General features: G+C 69.2%; 20 protein-coding genes, 1 tRNA gene and 2 pseudogenes. 16 read left to right on the forward strand and 7 right to left on the reverse strand.

What is annotated here, in order from left to right; translation table 11 throughout:
* Nucleotides 1–111 precede the first annotated feature (111 nt).
* Nucleotides 112–1,019, forward strand: a protein-coding gene (locus C503_RS45385; RefSeq protein WP_425393540.1) for an IS5 family transposase whose coding sequence is annotated in 2 segments (ribosomal slippage) — nucleotides 112–474 and nucleotides 477–1,019 — 906 coding nt in all. Because the reading frame shifts where the segments join, the coding sequence is not laid out codon by codon here.
* A gap of 21 nt (nucleotides 1,020–1,040) precedes the next feature.
* Here C503_RS45385 and C503_RS49075 read toward each other — a convergent pair.
* Nucleotides 1,041–1,721 (reverse strand): annotated as a pseudogene (locus C503_RS49075) (helix-turn-helix domain-containing protein); the annotation flags it as partial.
* Nucleotides 1,722–2,004: 283 nt separating this feature from the next.
* On the opposite strand from C503_RS49075, the gene C503_RS0135970 reads away from it, so the two are divergent.
* Together C503_RS0135970 and C503_RS0135975 are read left to right on the forward strand one after the other, a co-directional pair.
* On the forward strand, nucleotides 2,005–2,304 hold the full coding sequence (locus tag C503_RS0135970; RefSeq protein WP_156893763.1) for a hypothetical protein: 300 nt from the start codon (nucleotides 2,005–2,007) through the stop codon (nucleotides 2,302–2,304).
* 53 nt (nucleotides 2,305–2,357) lie between these two features.
* Nucleotides 2,358–2,717: a hypothetical protein gene (locus C503_RS0135975; RefSeq protein WP_156893764.1), complete on the forward strand. Its 360-nt coding sequence runs from the start codon at nucleotides 2,358–2,360 to the stop codon at nucleotides 2,715–2,717.
* Here C503_RS0135975 and C503_RS0135980 read toward each other — a convergent pair.
* Together C503_RS0135980 and C503_RS0135985 are read right to left on the reverse strand one after the other, a co-directional pair.
* Nucleotides 2,714–3,385, reverse strand: a complete 672-nt coding sequence (locus tag C503_RS0135980) for an HAD family hydrolase (protein ID WP_018687063.1) — start codon at nucleotides 3,383–3,385, stop codon at nucleotides 2,714–2,716. The genes C503_RS0135975 and C503_RS0135980 overlap by 4 nt on opposite strands.
* On the reverse strand, nucleotides 3,382–4,188 hold the full coding sequence (locus tag C503_RS0135985; RefSeq protein WP_018687064.1) for a GntR family transcriptional regulator: 807 nt from the start codon (nucleotides 4,186–4,188) through the stop codon (nucleotides 3,382–3,384). The genes C503_RS0135980 and C503_RS0135985 overlap by 4 nt, the downstream gene beginning before the upstream one ends.
* A 604-nt stretch (nucleotides 4,189–4,792) precedes the next feature.
* On the opposite strand from C503_RS0135985, the gene C503_RS45390 reads away from it, so the two are divergent.
* Nucleotides 4,793–5,035 (forward strand): tyrosine-type recombinase/integrase, encoded by a 243-nt coding sequence (locus tag C503_RS45390; RefSeq protein ID WP_084477502.1) that lies wholly within the window; start codon nucleotides 4,793–4,795, stop codon nucleotides 5,033–5,035.
* A 55-nt stretch (nucleotides 5,036–5,090) separates the two neighbouring features.
* On the opposite strand, the gene C503_RS0135995 is transcribed toward C503_RS45390, so the two are convergent.
* Nucleotides 5,091–5,163 (reverse strand) — tRNA-Lys (locus C503_RS0135995).
* 374 nt (nucleotides 5,164–5,537) lie between these two features.
* On the opposite strand from C503_RS0135995, the gene C503_RS0136000 reads away from it, so the two are divergent.
* The 8 genes from C503_RS0136000 to C503_RS43950 all read left to right on the forward strand — a co-directional run bounded on the left by C503_RS0136000 (nucleotide 5,538) and on the right by C503_RS43950 (nucleotide 12,305).
* Nucleotides 5,538–5,921: a hypothetical protein gene (locus C503_RS0136000; RefSeq protein ID WP_018687066.1), complete on the forward strand. Its 384-nt coding sequence runs from the start codon at nucleotides 5,538–5,540 to the stop codon at nucleotides 5,919–5,921.
* 248 nt (nucleotides 5,922–6,169) lie between these two features.
* On the forward strand, nucleotides 6,170–6,577 hold the full coding sequence (locus C503_RS0136005) for a hypothetical protein (RefSeq protein WP_018687067.1): 408 nt from the start codon (nucleotides 6,170–6,172) through the stop codon (nucleotides 6,575–6,577).
* A 142-nt stretch (nucleotides 6,578–6,719) separates the two neighbouring features.
* Nucleotides 6,720–7,649 carry a DMT family transporter gene (locus C503_RS42220; protein WP_018687068.1) on the forward strand — a complete coding sequence of 310 codons (930 nt, stop codon included), beginning with the start codon at nucleotides 6,720–6,722 and terminating at the stop codon, nucleotides 7,647–7,649.
* Between the two features lie 45 nt (nucleotides 7,650–7,694).
* The gene (locus C503_RS0136015) at nucleotides 7,695–8,537 is read left to right on the forward strand and encodes an isocitrate lyase/PEP mutase family protein (RefSeq protein ID WP_018687069.1); all 843 of its coding nucleotides are present in this window, start codon (nucleotides 7,695–7,697) and stop codon (nucleotides 8,535–8,537) included.
* Nucleotides 8,534–9,559 (forward strand): saccharopine dehydrogenase, encoded by a 1,026-nt coding sequence (locus C503_RS0136020; RefSeq protein ID WP_018687070.1) that lies wholly within the window; start codon nucleotides 8,534–8,536, stop codon nucleotides 9,557–9,559. The genes C503_RS0136015 and C503_RS0136020 overlap by 4 nt, the downstream gene beginning before the upstream one ends.
* Nucleotides 9,552–10,667: a saccharopine dehydrogenase family protein gene (locus C503_RS0136025; RefSeq protein WP_018687071.1), complete on the forward strand. Its 1,116-nt coding sequence runs from the start codon at nucleotides 9,552–9,554 to the stop codon at nucleotides 10,665–10,667. The genes C503_RS0136020 and C503_RS0136025 overlap by 8 nt, the downstream gene beginning before the upstream one ends.
* Nucleotides 10,668–11,516 (forward strand): phosphotransferase, encoded by an 849-nt coding sequence (locus C503_RS0136030; RefSeq protein WP_018687072.1) that lies wholly within the window; start codon nucleotides 10,668–10,670, stop codon nucleotides 11,514–11,516.
* 78 nt (nucleotides 11,517–11,594) lie between these two features.
* A complete protein-coding gene (locus C503_RS43950) occupies nucleotides 11,595–12,305 on the forward strand; it encodes a hypothetical protein (protein WP_018687073.1) in 711 nt (236 codons plus the stop codon).
* Nucleotides 12,306–12,710: 405 nt separating this feature from the next.
* Here C503_RS43950 and C503_RS46530 read toward each other — a convergent pair whose 3' ends face one another.
* The 3 genes from C503_RS46530 to C503_RS0136045 are packed head-to-tail and all read right to left on the reverse strand — an operon-like array spanning nucleotide 12,711 to nucleotide 13,497.
* Complete coding sequence (locus C503_RS46530) at nucleotides 12,711–12,848, reverse strand: hypothetical protein (RefSeq protein WP_018687074.1); 138 nt, start codon at nucleotides 12,846–12,848, stop codon at nucleotides 12,711–12,713.
* Nucleotides 12,849–12,889: 41 nt separating this feature from the next.
* Nucleotides 12,890–13,198, reverse strand: coding sequence for a hypothetical protein (locus tag C503_RS45400; protein WP_084477503.1), 309 nt, complete (start codon nucleotides 13,196–13,198; stop codon nucleotides 12,890–12,892).
* Entirely contained in the window at nucleotides 13,195–13,497 is a 303-nt protein-coding gene (locus C503_RS0136045; protein ID WP_018687075.1) for a hypothetical protein, read from the reverse strand. The genes C503_RS45400 and C503_RS0136045 overlap by 4 nt, the downstream gene beginning before the upstream one ends.
* Nucleotides 13,498–13,594: 97 nt before the next feature.
* Here C503_RS0136045 and dusB point away from each other — a divergent pair, with 97 nt between their 5' ends.
* The 4 genes and pseudogenes from dusB to C503_RS46535 all read left to right on the forward strand — a co-directional run.
* Entirely contained in the window at nucleotides 13,595–14,743 is a 1,149-nt protein-coding gene (gene dusB, locus C503_RS0136050; RefSeq protein ID WP_033401432.1) for a tRNA dihydrouridine synthase DusB, read from the forward strand.
* A gap of 14 nt (nucleotides 14,744–14,757) precedes the next feature.
* On the forward strand, nucleotides 14,758–15,210 hold the full coding sequence (locus tag C503_RS0136055; protein ID WP_018687077.1) for a hypothetical protein: 453 nt from the start codon (nucleotides 14,758–14,760) through the stop codon (nucleotides 15,208–15,210).
* Nucleotides 15,211–15,373: 163 nt separating this feature from the next.
* Nucleotides 15,374–16,306, forward strand: coding sequence for a GGDEF domain-containing protein (locus tag C503_RS0136060; RefSeq protein ID WP_018687078.1), 933 nt, complete (start codon nucleotides 15,374–15,376; stop codon nucleotides 16,304–16,306).
* 257 nt (nucleotides 16,307–16,563) lie between these two features.
* Nucleotides 16,564–18,218: pseudogene (locus tag C503_RS46535) on the forward strand (hypothetical protein); the annotation flags it as partial.

The following is an 18,218-nucleotide window of genomic DNA, read 5'->3' on the forward strand; positions in this document are numbered from 1 at the left end:
CGGCTAGGCCGTGTTTCAAATGTGGATCTTGGGTGTGTCGGTGTCTGAGACGGGGCGAGGTCTCCGGTAGACGGGTTAACGACCAAGAAAACCTGTCCGACCGGAGACCTCGTGGCCAGCGTAGCGGCGACGGGCCGGGGTGATCTGACCGACGCGCAGTGGGCCGTGTTGCGCCCGTTGTTGCCTGTGGGTCGTAAGCCTGGCCGTCCACCGAAGTGGAGCAAGCGTCGGTTGATCGATGGGATCCGGTGGCGGGTTCGAGTGGGTGCGCCGTGGCGGGATGTCCCGCCGGTGTATGGGCCGTGGCAGACCGTGTACGGGTTGTTCCGTCGATGGCAGCGGGCCGGGGTGTGGCGACGGATCCTGACCGCGTTGCAGGTCCGCGCCGATGCCGGCGGGCAGGTGGTGTGGGATGTCAGTGTGGACTCCACGATCTCGCGGGCGCATCATCATGCCGCCGGGGCGAGGAAAAGGGGGATCTCCAGGTCGAACCACCCGACACGATCGCCGGTGGGGTCGAGCCTCGTGACCACGCCCTGGGGCGTTCGCGGGGCGGGTGGACCACGAAGCTGCATCTGGCCTGTGAGCAGGGCCGCAAACCGTTGTCACTGCTGGTCACTGCCGGGCAGCGTGGTGACAGCCCCCGGTTCACGGCGGTGATCGAGGCGATCCGGGTGCCCAGGGCCGGTGCCGGTCGAGCCAGGACCCGCCCGGACCGTGTGCTGGCGGACAAGGCCTACTCCTCGCGGGCCAACCGGGCCTACCTGCGTCGACGCGGGATCAAGGCCACCATCGCACAACCCCGTGACCAAGCCGCCCACCGCAAGAACAAAGGCTCCCACGGCGGACGGCCACCCGCGTTCGACACCGAGATCTACAAGCAGCGCCACGCCGTGGAATGCGGCATCAACCTGCTCAAACAACACCGCGCAGTAGCTACCCGCTACGACAAACTCGCCCTGCGCTACACCGCCACCATCACCATCGCCAGCATCAACATCTGGCTCCGCCACATCTGAAACACGGCCTAGGGCTTGGCCGGTGTAGCGGAGGGCGGGGCCGATCAGGCCGACATCGTAGGAGGACCAGCCTGCCAAGGCTAGGAGGTCGGAGAGGACGGCTCGGAGTTGGTGGCCCACCTCGTCGGTGTGGGTGGTGGTGAGGAGGGAGCGGGCCCAGCCGAGTTGGGCCAGGACGGCGTCTCGAACAGCCCCTCCGCCTAGTTGCTTCTCCTGGGTCCAGAGGACGCGAGTTAGTTCGCGGAGTTGGTCTACCTCGGTGGTGCCGATGCGGGACGGGGTCGGGGTGGCCACGGCCGGGGTGGCTAGGAGGGCCAGGTCCGCGGTGGTGAGGGTGGCACCCATGGTGATCTTGGCTAGTAGGCCCATGAATTCGCGGCGGTCGGGCATGGTGGGGGCCGCCTCTCGTGGGGGTGGGTCGGTGGGGGTGTAGGCGAGGCCCATCAGGCCGCGGGGGATGCCCAGGCCATCGGCGATTCGGGATAGGACGTCGTAGGAGACGACGTGGCGGCCTCGGGTGATGGCGGAGATCTCGGGTTGGGCCTGGCCGGTGAGGGCTCCGATGCGGCGTTGGGACATGCCGTGGCGGCGGAGGAGGGTGAAGACCGTGGTGATGTCGTGGGAAGCCAGGGCCGTGCGCATGGCTGGGAGGTCCCAGATCTCTGGGTTGGGTCGCTCGATGGGATCGCCCCACGTGGTCATGGGCTCCGACTTTCTACGCGCGCGGGTAGCCGATTGGATACTCAAGGTAACAAGACTCGGGTGTGGGGTCACGCTTGATAAGTCCGGCCGATATGCCGGGCATATCAGCCGGTGATCCGTTCTATGTAAGTAGCAGGACGAAATCAGAAGCGGCTATTGGTCGCGATAACCGGGCATAAACCTATCTGACGACTCGCACTCGCCTAGCTTGGTCAGCCAAGCTTGTACTTGCTGGCAATTCTTGTTCCGCACCGAGACGTGCCAAGGGAAGGCGGCGATGGTGGTGAGTGACGACGAGCGTCCGGAGTTGAAGGGGCCGTTCGGCGATTACATCCTGCTCAACCACCGACCGCAGACCACCGAAGAGGTGCTGGCCAAGGGGATCACGGACGAGCCCTGGCCCGTTGGGGTTCCGTCGCTGGTAGACGACCTCAACGACCTGGTGAAGTACGCCCGGCAAGTATCGGGCTGCTTGGCGGGCGGCACGCTTGGGCACGGGCTGGAAGTGGACAACCTTGATTCGACCGCGCATCGGGTTATCGAGGCGTGCCGGTGGTTGCAAATCCATCAATACCCGAATTAGAGAAGGTTTGACTTGCGATGACTTGCAATACGGACGGCCCTATGTGGGATGAGATGGCGCGTCTGAAAGACACGGTGCGCCAGCACGTTGACGAGCACAACGGGCTGTGGATCAGCAGTCTGAACTTCTTCACCACTCGAATGCCGTCGAGTCGGGTGGACATCTACGTGTCGGGCGAACTCGACGAGTCGTGCGCGCGGCTGCTGGCCTGGCGGGACACGCTGACCAACACGTCGCTGTACCTCCAGACCGGGGACGACCCCGCTGAGCCCAATGTGAACATGTGCGGGCGCTTCCTCGACGGGACCGCAGTGACCGTCACCGCCCCGCTCTCCGCAGAGGACGTTGCCAGCCTCAACGGGAACCAGCTCGGCAAGGACGTGCTCGGCTTCCTGACCGCGAACGCGGGCTAGAGAGCCTTGCACAACATGGTCATCGACGTCGCGATAGCAGTAGCGCCAGCGAAAGCGTGGATCTTGTCGGCCTTGTTCGCGTAGCCGATGAAGGTCACCGCGGCGGCCTGGGCGGCTCGCATGTCCGAGGGGGAGTCGCCCACGAACACCGCCGTGCCGGAACGACCGTCTAGGGCCTGGTTGAGCAGGTACGGGCTCGGTTTGAGGTCGGTTTGGGCGTCTTCGCGGGCGGAGATGTGCGTGATGAGGGGGCTGATGCCGTGGAGGGCGGCGTATGCCTCGATGCACGTACGGCTGTTGTTGCTGACGATCGAGAGGGGGAGGCCGTTCCCGCGCCAGGCGCCGATCAGGTCGTGTGCGCCTGGTGTGGGGACGGCGCTGGCGATCGCTTCCGCTTCATGGGCGGTGAAGGCGGCTTCCACGTAGCGAACCTCGTCCGGGCCCAGGGTGGCGGCGTAGGCGAGGACGTCGAACGGGTCGGAAGCCGCAGTGACCTCGTCGGGCAGGGAGTGACCTCCGTCGGTGAGGACATGGCGGAGCTGGTCGGCGACCACGGGGGCGGGGAAACCGGCAAAGACCGAGCAGACCGGGCCATCGAAGTCGAGCAGCAGGAAGTCGGTCCTGGCCAGGATCTGGCGGAGAGCGTTCGGGTCGTCGACCGGAGTCATGGGGTGAACTCGGTGCTGACGGTGTTCCACATGCTGTCGAACCACGTCCGGGCCTGCTCGACGTACTGGCTGCCGGTGCTGGTGTCGTCGTCGGTGGTGGAGTGGTGGAAGAGGATGGCGTCCTTGCCCATCAGGTCGTAGATCGGCGTGGGGGTGTCGCCGAAGGTCAGGACGTGTTCACGGACAGGGTAGAAGCCGAAGAACGTCTCTTCGTTGTTGATGATGTAGAGCTTGAACAGCGGGGCGGCGTGGTGGACGCGGACCGTCGCGCGGGCTTCCTTGATCAGGCCGAGTGAGCCCAGCTCGTTGACGGTGTCGGTGATGGCGCCGATGTGCCGGTGCATGATCGCGGTGGCGCGAGCCCGGAACTCGGGGCTGTCGGTGAGGTCGTCGACCCGGCAGGGGATGGCCAGTGGGGCCGTGGTGTCGGGGATGAGGATGCGCACGTGGATGGACTCCGGGCGCAGGCGGCCAGCGCGGATCTTGTCGAGGGGTTCTTGGATGGCGCCGTGCAGGGTCTCGCCGGAGAACCCGGCGAAGTCCACGGTGACGTGCTCGGCCTCGAAGGCTCGTTCCAGATGGGGGCGCAGACCGACGGGGCGTTCGGTGCGCTCGCGGACGAACACGCCGGAGCCCTGGCGGGAGACGATCAGACCTTCGTCACGCAGCTCGCGCAGAGCGTTCTGCACGGTCATGGGGGCGACGTTGTAGGTCTTGGCCAGCTCGTTCCGGGACGGCAGCTTGTCCCCCGCGGCGAACTTCTTGGTCAGGATCGCCGCTCGCAGAGAGTTCGCCACCTGCACGTATGGCGGTCGAGGGTCGTCCGGATCAAGTGCCACTGCATGCTCCCACCTGGGCATCCTTGTTCACGCATATGCGTGAGGCATATGCCCCAAGTCTGTATGCAAACATACAAACCTGTCTAGCTCACCTAGCGAGCTAGCTTCCCCGATCGAACGACATGACACCCGATTAACATGTCTAGACAAGCTAGCCTATCGTCCAACTTGTACAGCTCGACTAGTCCAGTTCGGCAGGTGACGGTTATGCCGGTCATCCCCACGCGCTTCGCGGTGGAGTTCGGGGACGTGTTTCCGCTGGGCGCGTTCGTACTCGGAGTGGAGCCGTCCATGGCGTTCTCGGACACGCCGGGGGCGCCCAAGCAGCAGGAACCGGACAAGGAAACGGGTCGGCTTGTCTGGACCGTCCGGGCCTTGGACGCGAACGAGGAGGCGGCAAGGTTCGGGGCGGAGTTCAAGGTCAAGATCGTCGCGGACCGCCAGCCCATACCGCCGCAGAAGGCCGGCGGCTTCCCGTTCGCGGCGGTGGAGTTCGAGGGGCTGACCATCACTCCGTACGCCAACAACAAGGGCCGGATCGCGCACAGCTTCCGGGGAGGCGAGCAACATCCGCAACCGCGCCTGGAACCCATTCCTCGTCCGCGCGGGCTTCGAGTGGGTCACGTTCCGAACCTTCCGCAAGACCGTCGCCACGCTGCTCGACGAGGCCGGTCTGACGGCCCGCCAGGTCGCGGACCTCCTCGGCCATGCCCGGCCCTCGATGACCCAGGACATGTACATGGGGCGGGGCGGCCCGAGCCGCGCGGCGGCGGACACGCTCGACGGTGTGCTCGGGCGAAGTGGCGAGTAAGTGGAGACTTCGATCATGAGTGCTGGCTGGCCACAGACGTGACCAGCCAGCACGGTGGGCCGCCTGGGGCTCGAACCCAGAACCTACGGATTAAAAGTCCGCAGCTCTACCAATTGAGCTAACGGCCCTGGCGGTCCGAGTGTAGCGGCTGGCGTGCGCCCGACCGGCGGTGGTTGGGCGGCCGGTTGGCGGTGTGGGTTCGTACGCGTTACAAAGTGACTGAGGTCACAGTTGTGACAGTGTGTGGTGTGGGTGAGATTGGCCTGTTGTGGACCGGATCGGGAACGGTGCGGCCGAACCGGATCCAGGAAGTGCGAAAAGGGACTGCCAAACAGTTCGAGGGAAGACGTGTCCGAATCGCGTGGAATTACGTCGAGTACACTTCGGATACTTCCAAAGAGTCCATTGTGGCCAATCGTCGACCGGTAACGTCCTGAAGGCGGCGGGCTTCACCAAAGTTCGCCGATGCCGAACCCACACACCAAATGTTGGAGGCTTTGCCATGTCCAAGTTGCTCCAGAAGGCGGCTATCGCTGTCGGGGCCGCGGCGGCCGCCGTCGCGTTCGCGAGTGCGCCCGCGAGTGCGTTCACCGGGCGGTTCATCTACGTCGACACGCTGGCCGCGTGCCAGGATGGTGGCAACAACGGCGTGGCCAACGGCGTTTTCGCCAGCTACACCTGCGACAGCGGGTTCGGTGGCTACAGCCTGCACGCCCTGCCCACCGCCACGAGTTTCAACGACGTGTTCGTGCACCTGTTCTCTTCGGACACCGCGTGCAACGCCGCAGGCAACAACGGCGTGCCCACCCCCGGCGAGCTGACCGAGTGGAACTCCTACCGTTGCCTCAGCGGCTTCGGCGGCTGGAGCCTGCGCGTCACCGGCTGATGACGAACATGGCACCGCCCGTCCGCCTGCCCACCACGCGGATGGGCGGTGCCTGTCTATTCGGGAATGCGTCCGACCGGCAAACAGTCCATTGCGGCCATTCGAACCAGCCAACTCGCCGAAATAGCGGTCCAGCACCCACCACTTGGTGGACCTATTGCAGATGATCATCGCACGGTAATGTCTCGACGGGCGAGCTTCACCAGGCGCCAATGCCGAAGTCACTACCACATGTCGGAGGCAGTGCGATGCTCTCGCTACTCAAGAGAACCGCCGTCGTAATCACCACAACAGCGGCCGCGATCACCCTGAACACCGCTCCCGCGCACGCCTTCGGCACCCGGTACATCTACCAGTCGTTCCCCTTGTCCGCGTGTGAGGATGGCGGCACCAACGGCACAGCGAACGGGGTCTTCTCCGCATACCGGTGCGACCTCGGGTTCGGCGGCTACACCTTGTACGCACTGCCCGGCTGGGCGCCGTTCAACGACGCCTACATCCACACCTTCTCCATGTTCGACGCCATCGGCGACCCGATGAGTGCCTGCGTACAGGCGGGCTGGAACGGTCTGCCGACCGCGGGTGAGGCGACCTTCTGGACTTCGGCCAGGTGCGACAACGGCATCGGGGGCTGGTCGTTGCGCGTCAGCGGCTGACCACAGCCAGGTCCGCTCCCGCCAGATGTCGTGAACTTCCCGCCACCCGCCCACCCGGACCATGAATCGGTTTGACCAGGCCCGCGCCCGGATGTGAGGCTCCGGCCGAGGCACACGGCGCCGACCTGGGGAGACGCACGGCATGGGGGAGAGTTCGGCTATCGACCGGCGGGCGTTGGGCGCCGCGATCATCACCGTCCTGTTGTGGGCGTCGGCGTTCGTGGTGATCCGCGACGCGGGCCCGTTCTTCGCGCCGGGCGCGTTCGCCGAAGGGCGGCTGCTCGTCGCGGTGATCCCGCTGCTCGCTCTCAGCCTCTTCCGCCGCGAAGGGCTACCACCGAGGCAGGCCTGGCCCGGCATCATCATCTCCGGCGTGCTCTGGTTCGGCATCTACATGGTCGCCCTCAACTGGGGTGAGCGGATGGTCGACGCGGGCACCGCCGCCCTGGTCGTCAACATCGGCCCGATCCTGATGGCGCTCCTCGGCGGCTGGCTCCTCAAGGAGGGGTTCCCGCCCCGCCTGATGATCGGCATGGCGGTCTCGTTCGCCGGGGCGATCGTGGTCGGCCTGTCCGCCTCCGGTGGCAACCACGCGTCGCTTCCCGGCATCCTGCTGTGTCTGCTCGCCGCCGTCACCTACGCCGCGGGTGTCGTCGGGCAGAAGCCCGCGCTGAAGCACGGGTCCGCGTTGCAGATCATCACCTACGGCTGCGTCGTCGGCGCGGTCGTCACGCTCCCGTTCTCCGGTCAGCTGGTCCACGACCTCGGCACCGCCCCCACCGGCGCCATCCTGGGCGTCGTCTACCTCGGCCTGTTCCCCACCGCGCTCGCCTTCTACACCTGGGCGTTCGCGCTGTCCAAGACCACCGCGGGCCGGATGGGCACCACCACCTACGTCGTCCCCGCCCTCGTGGTCCTGCTGTCCTGGATCTTCCTCGACGAGGTCCCGCGCCCGCTGGCGTTCGTCGGTGGCGCGCTCTGTCTGGCGGGTGTCGCCGTGTCCCGCACCAGACCAAGGACCGACCGGTCTCACTCGTTCGGGCTCACACCGGCGCGTAGCACTCGAAAGTGATCTAGCTTGGGGCTCCCCACCGAGATCACAAGAAAGGGGCCACCGATGCCCATCTCGGCAACCGAGCAGGACCGGCGCGCGCGTGCGTTCGCCGAGCTCCACCGGGGTCCGGGCGCCTTCGTCCTGGCCAACGCGTGGGACGCGGGCACCGCCAGGGTGCTGTCCGGACTCGGGTTCCCGGCGCTGGCCACCACCAGCGGCGGGTACGCCTTCACGCTGGGCCGCGCGGACGGGGCGAACCTCGTGCGCCGCGCGGAGGCACTGGCCGACGCGGCCGCCATCGTGGCCGCCACCGACCTGCCGGTGAGCGCCGATCTGGAGAACGGCTACGGCGACCGGCCGGAGGACGCGGCCGAGACGATCCTGGCCGCCGCCGGGGCGGGGCTGGTCGGCGGGTCGATCGAGGACGCGACCGGCAGGCCGGACGACTCGATCTACGAACTCGGGCTCGCCGTGGCGCGGATCGAGGCGGCGGTCGAGGCGGCGCGGTCGCTGCCGTTCCCGTTCACGCTGACCGCCCGCGCGGAGAACTTCCTGCACGGCAGACCGGACCTGGACGACACGATCCGCCGGTTGCAAGCGTTTGCGGCGGCGGGTGCCGACGTGCTCTACGCTCCCGGGCTGCCCGACACCGCCGCGATCAAGGCCGTTTGCTCGTCGGTCGACAAGCCGGTCAACGTGCTGGCGGGCGGTCCGGCGGCCCGCTGCTCGGTGGAGAAGCTGGGCGAGCTCGGGGCAAAGCGGATCAGCCTGGGGTCCGCGCTGCACCGGGCCGCGCTGACCGCCGCCGTGCTGGCCGCGCAGGAGATCGCCGAGTCCGGCACGTTCACCCTGACCACCGGCGCGATGAGCTACGCGCAGGCCGAAGCGCTGGTGACCGGCCGGTGACCGCGCTCTGGCTGCGGCACGAGGTGCGTCCCACCGAGCGCCGCGCCCCGGTCGTGCCCGCGGACGCGCGGACCCTGGTCGCCGCCGGGATCTCGGTCACGGTGGAGGACTCGGCGCAACGCGTGTTCCCCACCTCGGAGTACTCCGATGCCGGGTGCGCGATCGCCGCCCCGGGCAGCTGGGTCGACGCGCCCGCGGACGCCTTCGTCCTGGGGCTCAAGGAACTCCCGGACGCCCCGGCCGCGCTCCGCCACCGCCATGTCTACTTCGGACACGCGTACAAGGGCCAGCACGGCGCCCGCGACCTGCTCCGACGTTTCTCCGATGGCGGCGGTGCATTGCTCGACCTGGAGTACCTCACCGACGACACCGGCCGCAGGCTCGCCGCGTTCGGCTACTGGGCGGGCTACCTCGGTGCCGCGCTCGCCATCCTGCACCTGCGCGGCAGGCTCCGGACCCCGCTCCAGCCCACCACCCGAGCCGACCTCGACCGCGAGCTGACTGGCACGAACGACGCGAAAGCCCTGGTCATCGGCGCCCTGGGCCGCTCTGGCCGGGGCGCCGTGGATGCGCTGACCACGGCCGGGCTCGACCCGACTGGCTGGGACCTCGCCGAGACCAGGAACCTCGACAAGCCCGCCCTCTTCGCCAACGACCTGCTGATCAATGCCGTCCTGACGGTCGACCCGGTGCCCCCGTTCGTCACCGAGGCCGACCTGGACGACCCGGCGCGCAGGCTGCGGGTGATCTCGGACGTCACCTGCGATGTCACCTCCGAGTGCAATGTGCTGCCCATCTACGACCGGGTCACCGAATGGTCCGAGCCCGCCCGCGGGCTGCGCACCGACCGCCCGGTCGACCTGATCGCCATCGACAACCTGCCCTCGCTGCTGCCCCGCGAGGCCAGCGAGAGCTTCTCCGCCGACCTGACCCCGCTGCTGCGCACCCTCGACCAGGGGCCGGAGTGGACCCGCGCCGCGGCGCGGTTCGAGACCGCCGTGAAGGAGATCGACCATGCCTGAGACCGTGCACTGGGTCGGCACCGGCCTGTCCACCGGCAGCGGTGTCGCCATCCTCGCCGACCGCACCGATGTGGTCCTCTATGGACGGACGGTCGAGAAGGCCGCCGCCTGTCTGGACCGCCTTGGCCTCACCGGGAAGGCCACGCCGAGAGCGCTGGCCGACCTGGCGCCGGAGAGCGGCGAGGTCGTGGTCTCCATGCTCCCCGCCACCGAGCACATCCGACTGCTGCGGCTGTGTCTGGAGACCGGCGCGCACTTCGCCAACACCAGCTATGTCTCCGACGAGATCGCCGAATACTCCGAGCCCGCACGCGAGGCGGGCGTCGTGCTGCTCACCGAGGCGGGCCTGGACCCGGGCATCGACCACCTCCTCGCGCACGACCTGGTGGCGCGCGCCGAGGCCGCCGTGGTGGGCCCGGCGACGGTCAAGTTCACCTCGTACTGCGGCGGCGTCCCCGCCGAGCCCAACGAGTTCCGCTACCGCTTCAGCTGGGCGCCGCGCGGCGTGCTGACCGCCCTGCTGTCCGAGGCCCGCTACCTGGCGGACGGCGAGGCGACGGTGGCGAACCGCCCGTGGGAGGCCACGACCGAGTACCTGCTGCGCGACGAGCGGTTCGAGGCCTACCCCAACCGGGACAGCCTGCCGTTCATCCGCCAGTACGCCATTCCCGAGATGTGGCGGCTGGACACCTTCGTCCGCGGCACCCTCCGCCTCGACGGTTGGCTGAACGCGTGGGCCCCGGTCTTCGCCGAACTGCGTGACCCCGACCCGGACCGGATCACCGCCCTGGCCACGGAACTGGCCGCCGAGTACCCGACCACCGACGCCGACCGCGACCGGGTCGTCCTGGCCGTGGCCCTGAGCGTGCACGGCGACAACGGTTCGCGCTACGTCGGCGAGTACGTCCTGGACGAGACCGGCACCGAAACCGAGAGCGCGATGGCCAAACTGGTGTCGACCCCGCTGGCCGCGGGCGTCCTCGACATCCTGGCAGGCAGGCTCAACCCGGGCCTGCACCGCGCCGTCGACACCCCCGATGCCACCCGCCGTTGGTTCGACCTGCTCGACCAGCAGGGTGTCGTACTCACCTTGAACAGTCCACAGTAGATGGTCGACCCGGCTTGGTGGGACACGGTACTGCACTGGTTGGACCACCAGCCGGGGATCACCCGCGTCGGCCCGCCCGAACCACCGCGCGTCCGGGCGTGGTCGACCACCTGCCGGATCCCCACCGCCACCGGAGCGGTGTGGTTCAAGGCGAACGGCCCCGCCGCCCACTTCGAGGCCCGCCTCTACGACATCCTGGCCGCGGCCGTACCCGACCTCGTGCTCACCCCGATCGCCACCGACCCCGCCCGCGGCTGGCTGGTACTGCCCGACGGCGGCCCTCGCCTGACCGATCCGGCCACCCTCGTCGACATCCTCCCCCGATACGCACAGGCGCAGCTCGACCTCGCCCCGCACGTGCCCGACCTGCTCGCCGCGGGCCTCCCCGACATGCGCCCCGCGGCCATGCCGGACCGGTTCCGCGAAGCACTCGCCGAGATCGAGGCTCCCGAGATCGAGGCCATGGCGGACTCCGTGGCCGAGTGGTCCACCCGGCTGGCGGCCTCGCCGATCCCGGTGAGCATCGACCACAACGACCTGCACGTGGGGAACTTGCTACCCGGCGGCCGCTGCTACGACTGGGGTGACAGCGTGGTCGCCCACCCCTTCGCCTCCCTCCTGGTGCCGCTGCGCCAGCACGGCGAGCAGGTCATCGCCGCCTACCTGGAACCGTTCACCCACCTCGCCCGCCTGCCTGAGCTGCGCGCCGATCTCGAACTGGCCTGCAGGCTCGGCAAAATCGCCCGCGCCCTGGTCTTCCACCGGGCCATCGCGGCCGCTCCCGGGGTGCTCGCGGACGCACCGCGGGACCTGCTGGTTGCTTTGCCCCGACCGTCCTTTTATGACTGATTTCCGCCCTGCCAGGCGGAACCGGGGCGGTGGTCCGCACGTCTATCCCACGACTTTCAAATCCCAGAGGGGGCAGACATGGCCGACATCGAGTACCGCTTCGGCACCGGCGAGACCGACCCGCACGTCTACCACGGCGAGGCGAACGTGGATGTCGACGGGGACGGCACCAACGACGCCATCGCGGTCGACTTCGACGGGGACGGCCGCTACGACGACCGGATGTGGGACTCGGACGGCGACGGCGTGGCCGACACCGCCCTGCTCGACTACAACGACGACGGCACCGCCGAGTCGGCCTACCAGGACCCGACGGGCCTGGGCACCTGGAACGAGAAGGGCGAGGGCGGCCACCACGACCCCGCCACCACCCCACCCGCCGACCAGCCCCCCACCGAGCAGCCCACCACCGGCGACCACGCCCAAGACGCCCCCGACTTCCCCGACAACCTCCCGCCCGCTCACCCCACCACCGACGAGAACGACCGCGACGGCGGCTTCGAGAACCAGCACGAGGGCACCGGCACCGACCACCAGAACGACCACGGCACCGACGGCCACGACACCGGCACGGACACCAACACCGACGAGCACACCACCGATCACGACAGCGACCACGGCACCGACAGCGACAGCGACAGCGACGACGGATTCGGCGACCACGACCACAACACCGGCACCGACGACTCCGGCATGGACGACGGCTACGACACCTGCGGCCCCGACGACTCCTCAACCACCGACACCGACCACGCCCTGTCCGACTGGTACTCCGACCTCCAGCACTGACCCCTCACCCCTGCCCCCCAACTCGCCCCCCACCCCCAACTCACCCACCACGCGGGATGCTTTTGAGCCGGTCTCTTCCCACCCGATCCCGTGCGGCCTGGGGGGCCGAACGGGATCGGGTGGGAAGAGACCGGCTCAAAAGCATCCCGCCGCGAGGCGAAGCCGAGCCAACAACACAGGATCTCAACGACGTGCGAGCCAGGATCTATCCGGTAGAGGACACGGTAGGTCCCCCGTCGGGCCGAGTGCAGTCCCTCGTACGGCTCGCCGAGTGGTTTGCCGACCCGATGGGGATTGTCGGCCAACGCTCCGGTGATCAGCTCAAACGCCGCCGCCGCGATCTCCTGGGGGAGATCGTCAGCGAGCGCTCGACGGGCGGCGGGCTTGTACCTGATTTCCCAACGCTCACTCACGCGGCGCCTTGCCGAGGCGGTTCCGCATGATCTGCGCCATGTCCTCCTCGGAGGTGTAGTCCGCTGTCGCGGCGGACTCGGCCAGATCGGCTCGGGTCGCAGGGTCCGCGAGCACGGCGATCGTCTCCATGAACTTCGGCTGCCCGAAGTCAACACGCTGACAACCGACGGTCAGGGATGCGGGCCGATCGTAACGACGGTGATCTGACCATCATCAGGACCGTAGATCCACCAGATTCGCCACGCAGAAGGAGTCCTGTTCTCGACGTAGGACTCCCACAGTGTGACGCCACCCGGCCCGGGCACCGACTGATAGTCATGCGAGTGAAGACCGGGATGGCGCGGCCCGGCCTGCTCCAAGAGTCGAAGAGCCTTTCGAACCTTCTTCAACTTTGTCGCGTACTGCTGTTTGGACCTCAGGTCTTCGATGACCTTCTCGGCTTCTCGTGCATACAGCAGCACAAACGGTGGAGCGCTCACGCGCCTTCGGGCTCCTCGTCATCCTCGTCGTCACTGGTCAACCAGTCCAGCCGCCGCACGTTGCCCTCGGCAGCGTCGGCCAATCCACGGAACAGGGACGCCCGCAGTTCGCCGTTCTCCCAGACCAGCAATTCCCGCTTGGGGATGCTTGCGAGGGGGACCAGCAGGATCATGCCGTCGTCGTTCATGGAGACGGCGTAGCGGTCGTTCTTGCTCGCACCCGCTTTGCCGACAGCCACGCGAGCACGCTCATCGGCGGTCACCTCAGCAACCGGCCGGAATCCCTCCAGCGTGGTCATCCCTCCTCCTCTCAACACGAACCAGTGTAGACAAAAGTGGGCATGTGGGCAATACCCCCTTCGCCCGGCTCGTCACGGCAGAGACACGGCAGTCACAATGGGGCACGTGACAACGTCCGCGCAGCCTCTCTGGATCGGCCCCTACCAGGTCGAGCCTGCGGTGGTGCTGGCGCCGATGGCGGGTATCACCAACGTCGCTTTCCGGACCCTGTGCCGGGAGTTCGGCAGCCCAACATCGCTCTACGTCTGCGAGATGGTCACCGCCCGCGCGATCGTGGAGCGGGACCCGAAGACGCTGGAGATGATGACGTTCGGTCCCGATGAGCACCCACGCTCGTTGCAGCTCTACAGCGTCGACCCGAAGAACGTCACCGACGCCGTCACGATGATCACCGCCGAGGGCCTGGCCGATCACCTGGACATGAACTTCGGCTGCCCGGTGCCCAAGGTGACCCGCAAGGGCGGCGGCGCCGCGCTCCCCTACAAGCGCAGGCTGTTCGCCGAGATCGTGCGCGCGGCCGTGCGGGCCGCCGAACCAGCGGGCATCCCCGTGACAGTCAAGTTCCGCGTGGGCATCGACGACGAGCACCACACCTATTTGGACGCGGGCCGGATCGCCGAGGCCGAGGGTGCCGTCGCGGTCGCGCTGCACGCACGCACCGCCGCGCAGCGTTACTCCGGCCAGGCCGACTGGTCACACATCGCGCGTCTCAAAGAGGCAGTCACGACCGTCCCCGTGCTCGGCAACGGCGACATCTTCAGCGCCGACGACGCGGTGCGGATGGTGGCGAGCACCGGATGCGACGGTGTGGTCGTCGGTCGCGGTTGTCTGGGCAGGCCGTGGCTGTTCCGCGAGCTGCACGCCGCGTTCACCGGTCAGCCGGTGCCCGCGGGCCCGTCGCTCGGCGAGGTGGGCGCCATCCTGCATCGGCACGCGGCGCTGCTCGCCGATCATCTTGGCCACGAGAAGGGCCTGCGTGACCTGCGCAAGCACATGGCCTGGTACCTGCGCGGCTTCCCCATCGGCTCGGATCTGCGACAGGCGTTCGCGCTCATCTCGTCGCTTCAGGAGCTGGCCGACCTGATCGGGAAGCTGGATGCCGACGCGCCCTACCCCGCCGACGCCGAGGGGCCGCGCGGCAGGCAGGGTTCGCCTGGCCGGGTCGTGCTGCCCGAGGGGTGGCTGGACGATCCGGAGGACGCCGCCGTGCCGGTGGGCGCCGAAGTCATGCACTCGGGGGGCTGATGTTCAGGGGGCGGATGCACCGGACAACGACTGTCCTGGTCGCCGTGTTGGCGGTCGCGGGCTGCACCACCACCATCCCCGGCACGCCGATGGCCGCGGGCTCGGCGCCGGGCCAGGAGCGGGACCTGATCGGCAAGTACTTCGCCGACCTCAACGAGGCGGGCAACGAGGGCCCGGTGGTGCAGCGGGAGTTCCTGCGCCGCACCCAGCACCCGGACTTCGCCGACCGCGGCTGCGACCTGGGCGGACTGACGCTGCGCGTGGATCCCGCGCTGACGACGCTGCGCCCGGACGCCAAGTGGAAACCCGCGAAAGCGGCGAAACGCCCGCGCGGCACCGTGTATGTGGTCGGCGTGTCGATCCGGATCCGGCGGGACACCGCGACACTGGCCGAACAGATCGGCTCGGAGCGCGTGGTGGTGCTGGACGGCAAGGCCTACGGCTTCACGCCCTGCCCGACCGACTGATCCATTCGGGTGAGCGGCCGCCGACGCGGACCGCGACCGACCTGAGGATTCGTCACTGGTTTGGAGCAGCCTAGCGTCCACCAGTAGGGGGAAATCCTGCGTCCGCGCGTCCTGTGCGCTCAAGGGTGGCGTCGTTCGAGACGACACACACGTACGTAGGGAGGTGACCGCGGTGGCCGTTCTGGGACGAGGCGTCGCCAAGCCCGACCCCGACCAACGGGACAGCCCGTGGCGGGACCAACGGGTCAGCGAGCCGACCATGCCGCTGCGCCACCCCGCGATCACCGAGCGCGCCGAGCACCCGGACGACCCGCCCGCGGACGCCGCCAACCTGATCGCACTGCACGAGCAGATCGCCGCCCTGCTGGCCTCCCGCGGCCAGTACCGGCAGGCCTACCAGCACTTGCGCTCGGCGCTCGACCTGGTGTCCGAGCTGGGCACGCCGACCCGCATCCCGGAGCAGTTCCGCCGCGAGGTGGACCGGCTGCGCCGCGAGCACGCCGAGGCGCACGAACAGAGCATCCGGGACAGCCTCACCGCCAGCTACAACCGCCGCTATCTCGACCAGCGGCTGGTGGACCTGGTCGCCGAGCTGGACAGCACGGACGGCCTGGCCGTGGCGCTGGTCGACCTGGACTGGTTCAAGCAGGTCAACGACACGTTCGGCCACCTGGTCGGGGACCGGGTGCTGCAGCGGGTGGTCGAGCTGCTGCAGGAAGGGTTGCCGGAGGGCGGTTTCTGCGCCCGCTACGGCGGCGAGGAGTTCGTGCTGGTGCTGCCCGGGGTCGACCGGAGCGCCGCTGTCGACCTCGCCGAGGCGGCCAGGGACCGGGTCGAGCGGTACGCGTGGTCGAGCCTGGTGCTCGGGCTGCGGGTGACGGTGAGCATCGGTCTGGCGCATGAACCGGCCATTCGAGTGGCGGACAACACATCCACGGCGCCGGAGCGTCAACTCCGCGACGCCGACGCGCTGCTGTACACGGCGAAGCAGTCCGGCCGCAACGCGGTCGCGTATCTGCTCGACGGCACGCCCCACCTGGCCGGAGCGGCGGCGGGCAGGCGCGCGGTGCGGGCCCCGCGAGCCTCGGCCAGGTGACGCCCGGCCGGGGTTGACACTAGCCCGATTGGGCTAGACCATTCCGCGAAACTCCGTACTGATAGTGAACAAACCTCGGACTGCCGTCGTCACGAGCGGCTGCCATCCGTACTATCGCTCCGGCAGCGTGACACGATCGGGTAAGCAACCGAGCGCGGCACAGCAACGTGTTGATAACCAACCGACAACGGTTCACGCAGCACCGAGACCCGATGAGTACCGAGTTCACACCGGTCAGCAACGCGGAAGGAGCACGGGTGCCCCACGATCACGACCGCGACCCGGGCTCCTCGTCAGGTGGTAAACGCCGTGCCCCGGAACCGACCGAGCAGCCGCGACGCAGGCGCCGGTCGATGGAGGGGGCGGGCGGGGTCAGCGTCTCCGACCTGGTCGAGCGGCATAGCGGCTCCCGGTCGAACCTGATGCCGGTCCCGGCGGCGGACGAGCCGGACGAGGTACCGAGACACCAGCCACCGGCGACCGGTCGCCGAGCCGCGCCCGACCCGGTCGAGCACACCGCTCCGGACGACCCTGGCTCCCGACACGCCGCGCCCGCCCGCTCGCACCGGGCCGCCGAGGAACCGCCCGGCCCGGCCCCGCGCACCGGCCGCAGGCGCCGCCAGGCGGACGAGGACCAGCCGGACCCGGCCGCGCACCGCAACGAGATCGCCACCGGCCGCCGGGCCATGCCGCCCGCGCCGCACCCCTACGACGCGCAACCGCCCGCGCCGCCGCGCCCGGCGCCCGTCGAGCCGCCGCGCCGCCCGGCCGCCAACACCGGCACGCACAACGTCCCGGCCGACGTCCTGGCCCAGTCGACCAACCAGCGCCCGCCCGAGCGGGTCGCCCCGCCCGCCGAGGAGGCGATGCCGCGGTCGGTGCTGGACATGCTGGCCGCGGGCCCGACCCCGGTCGGCAAGCGCGCCAAGCGCGAGTCCTTCGCCGAGTCCGCCAAGCGCGGCCGCGCCGAGGCGCAGGCGATGCTGCCCGGCAACAACCCGCCGCCCGCCGGACCACCGTCCCGGCACGTCCCGGCAGGCGAGCAGGGCCCCGCCCGTGCCCCCGGCACCCCGGACTTCCCGCTCGACGGCGACGCCGACTACCCGCGTAACGCGGGCCGCCGCGTCCCTGGCCGTCGCGGCCGACCCCGCGTCGACCCCGCCCCGGCCCCCGATCAGGGCCGCCCCGGCCAGTTCCCGGCGAACGGCCCCGAGGCATCCCAGCCCCCCGCGCGGCCCCCGCACGGTTTCGCGGGCGACGGTCAGCCAGGCCAGTTCCCCGCAAACGGCCGACCCTCGGGTGAGCAAGGTCCCCGCGCGAACAATCGAGGACAGTCCGGCGAGTTCCCGGTCGCCAACGGCAGGCCCGCCGACCGCGGTTCCGGCCCGCGCCCGGCCGACGGTCGCCCCGGCCCGAACGACAATGGCCAGTCCGGCCAGTTCCCCGTCGCGAACGGCAGGCCCACCGACGGCAGGAACCAGAACTCCGGCCCGCGCCCGGCGCCGGGTCGCCCGGTTGGCCAGTTCAACGGCACGGGCGAGCACCCGCAGCCCGCTGGACCGCGCCAGAACGGTCAGCCACCCCGGCAGGCCAACGGCCGCCCCAACGGACAGCCAGGCCCCGGCGAGCACCCCGATCGCCCCATCGGCGAACAGCCGCAGTCCTCGGGCCACGCCCCGCACCCGGGCCCCCGCGCCAACGGCCAGCCGCCGCGGCAGCCGAACGGCAGGCCCGCGGGCCAGTTCGCCGACGATCACCCCATCGGCGAGCACCCGCAGTCCTCCGGTCGCGCCCCGCACCCCGGACCGCGCCCAACACCCCGCCCGGCCGCCCAGTTCACCGAGGGCGACCAACCGCAAGCCTCCGGCCACTTCCAGCGCCCGGCCAACCGACCCTCCGGCCAGTCCGGCGA

Source organism: Actinokineospora enzanensis DSM 44649, from assembly GCF_000374445.1.
GTDB lineage: Bacteria > Actinomycetota > Actinomycetes > Mycobacteriales > Pseudonocardiaceae > Actinokineospora > Actinokineospora enzanensis.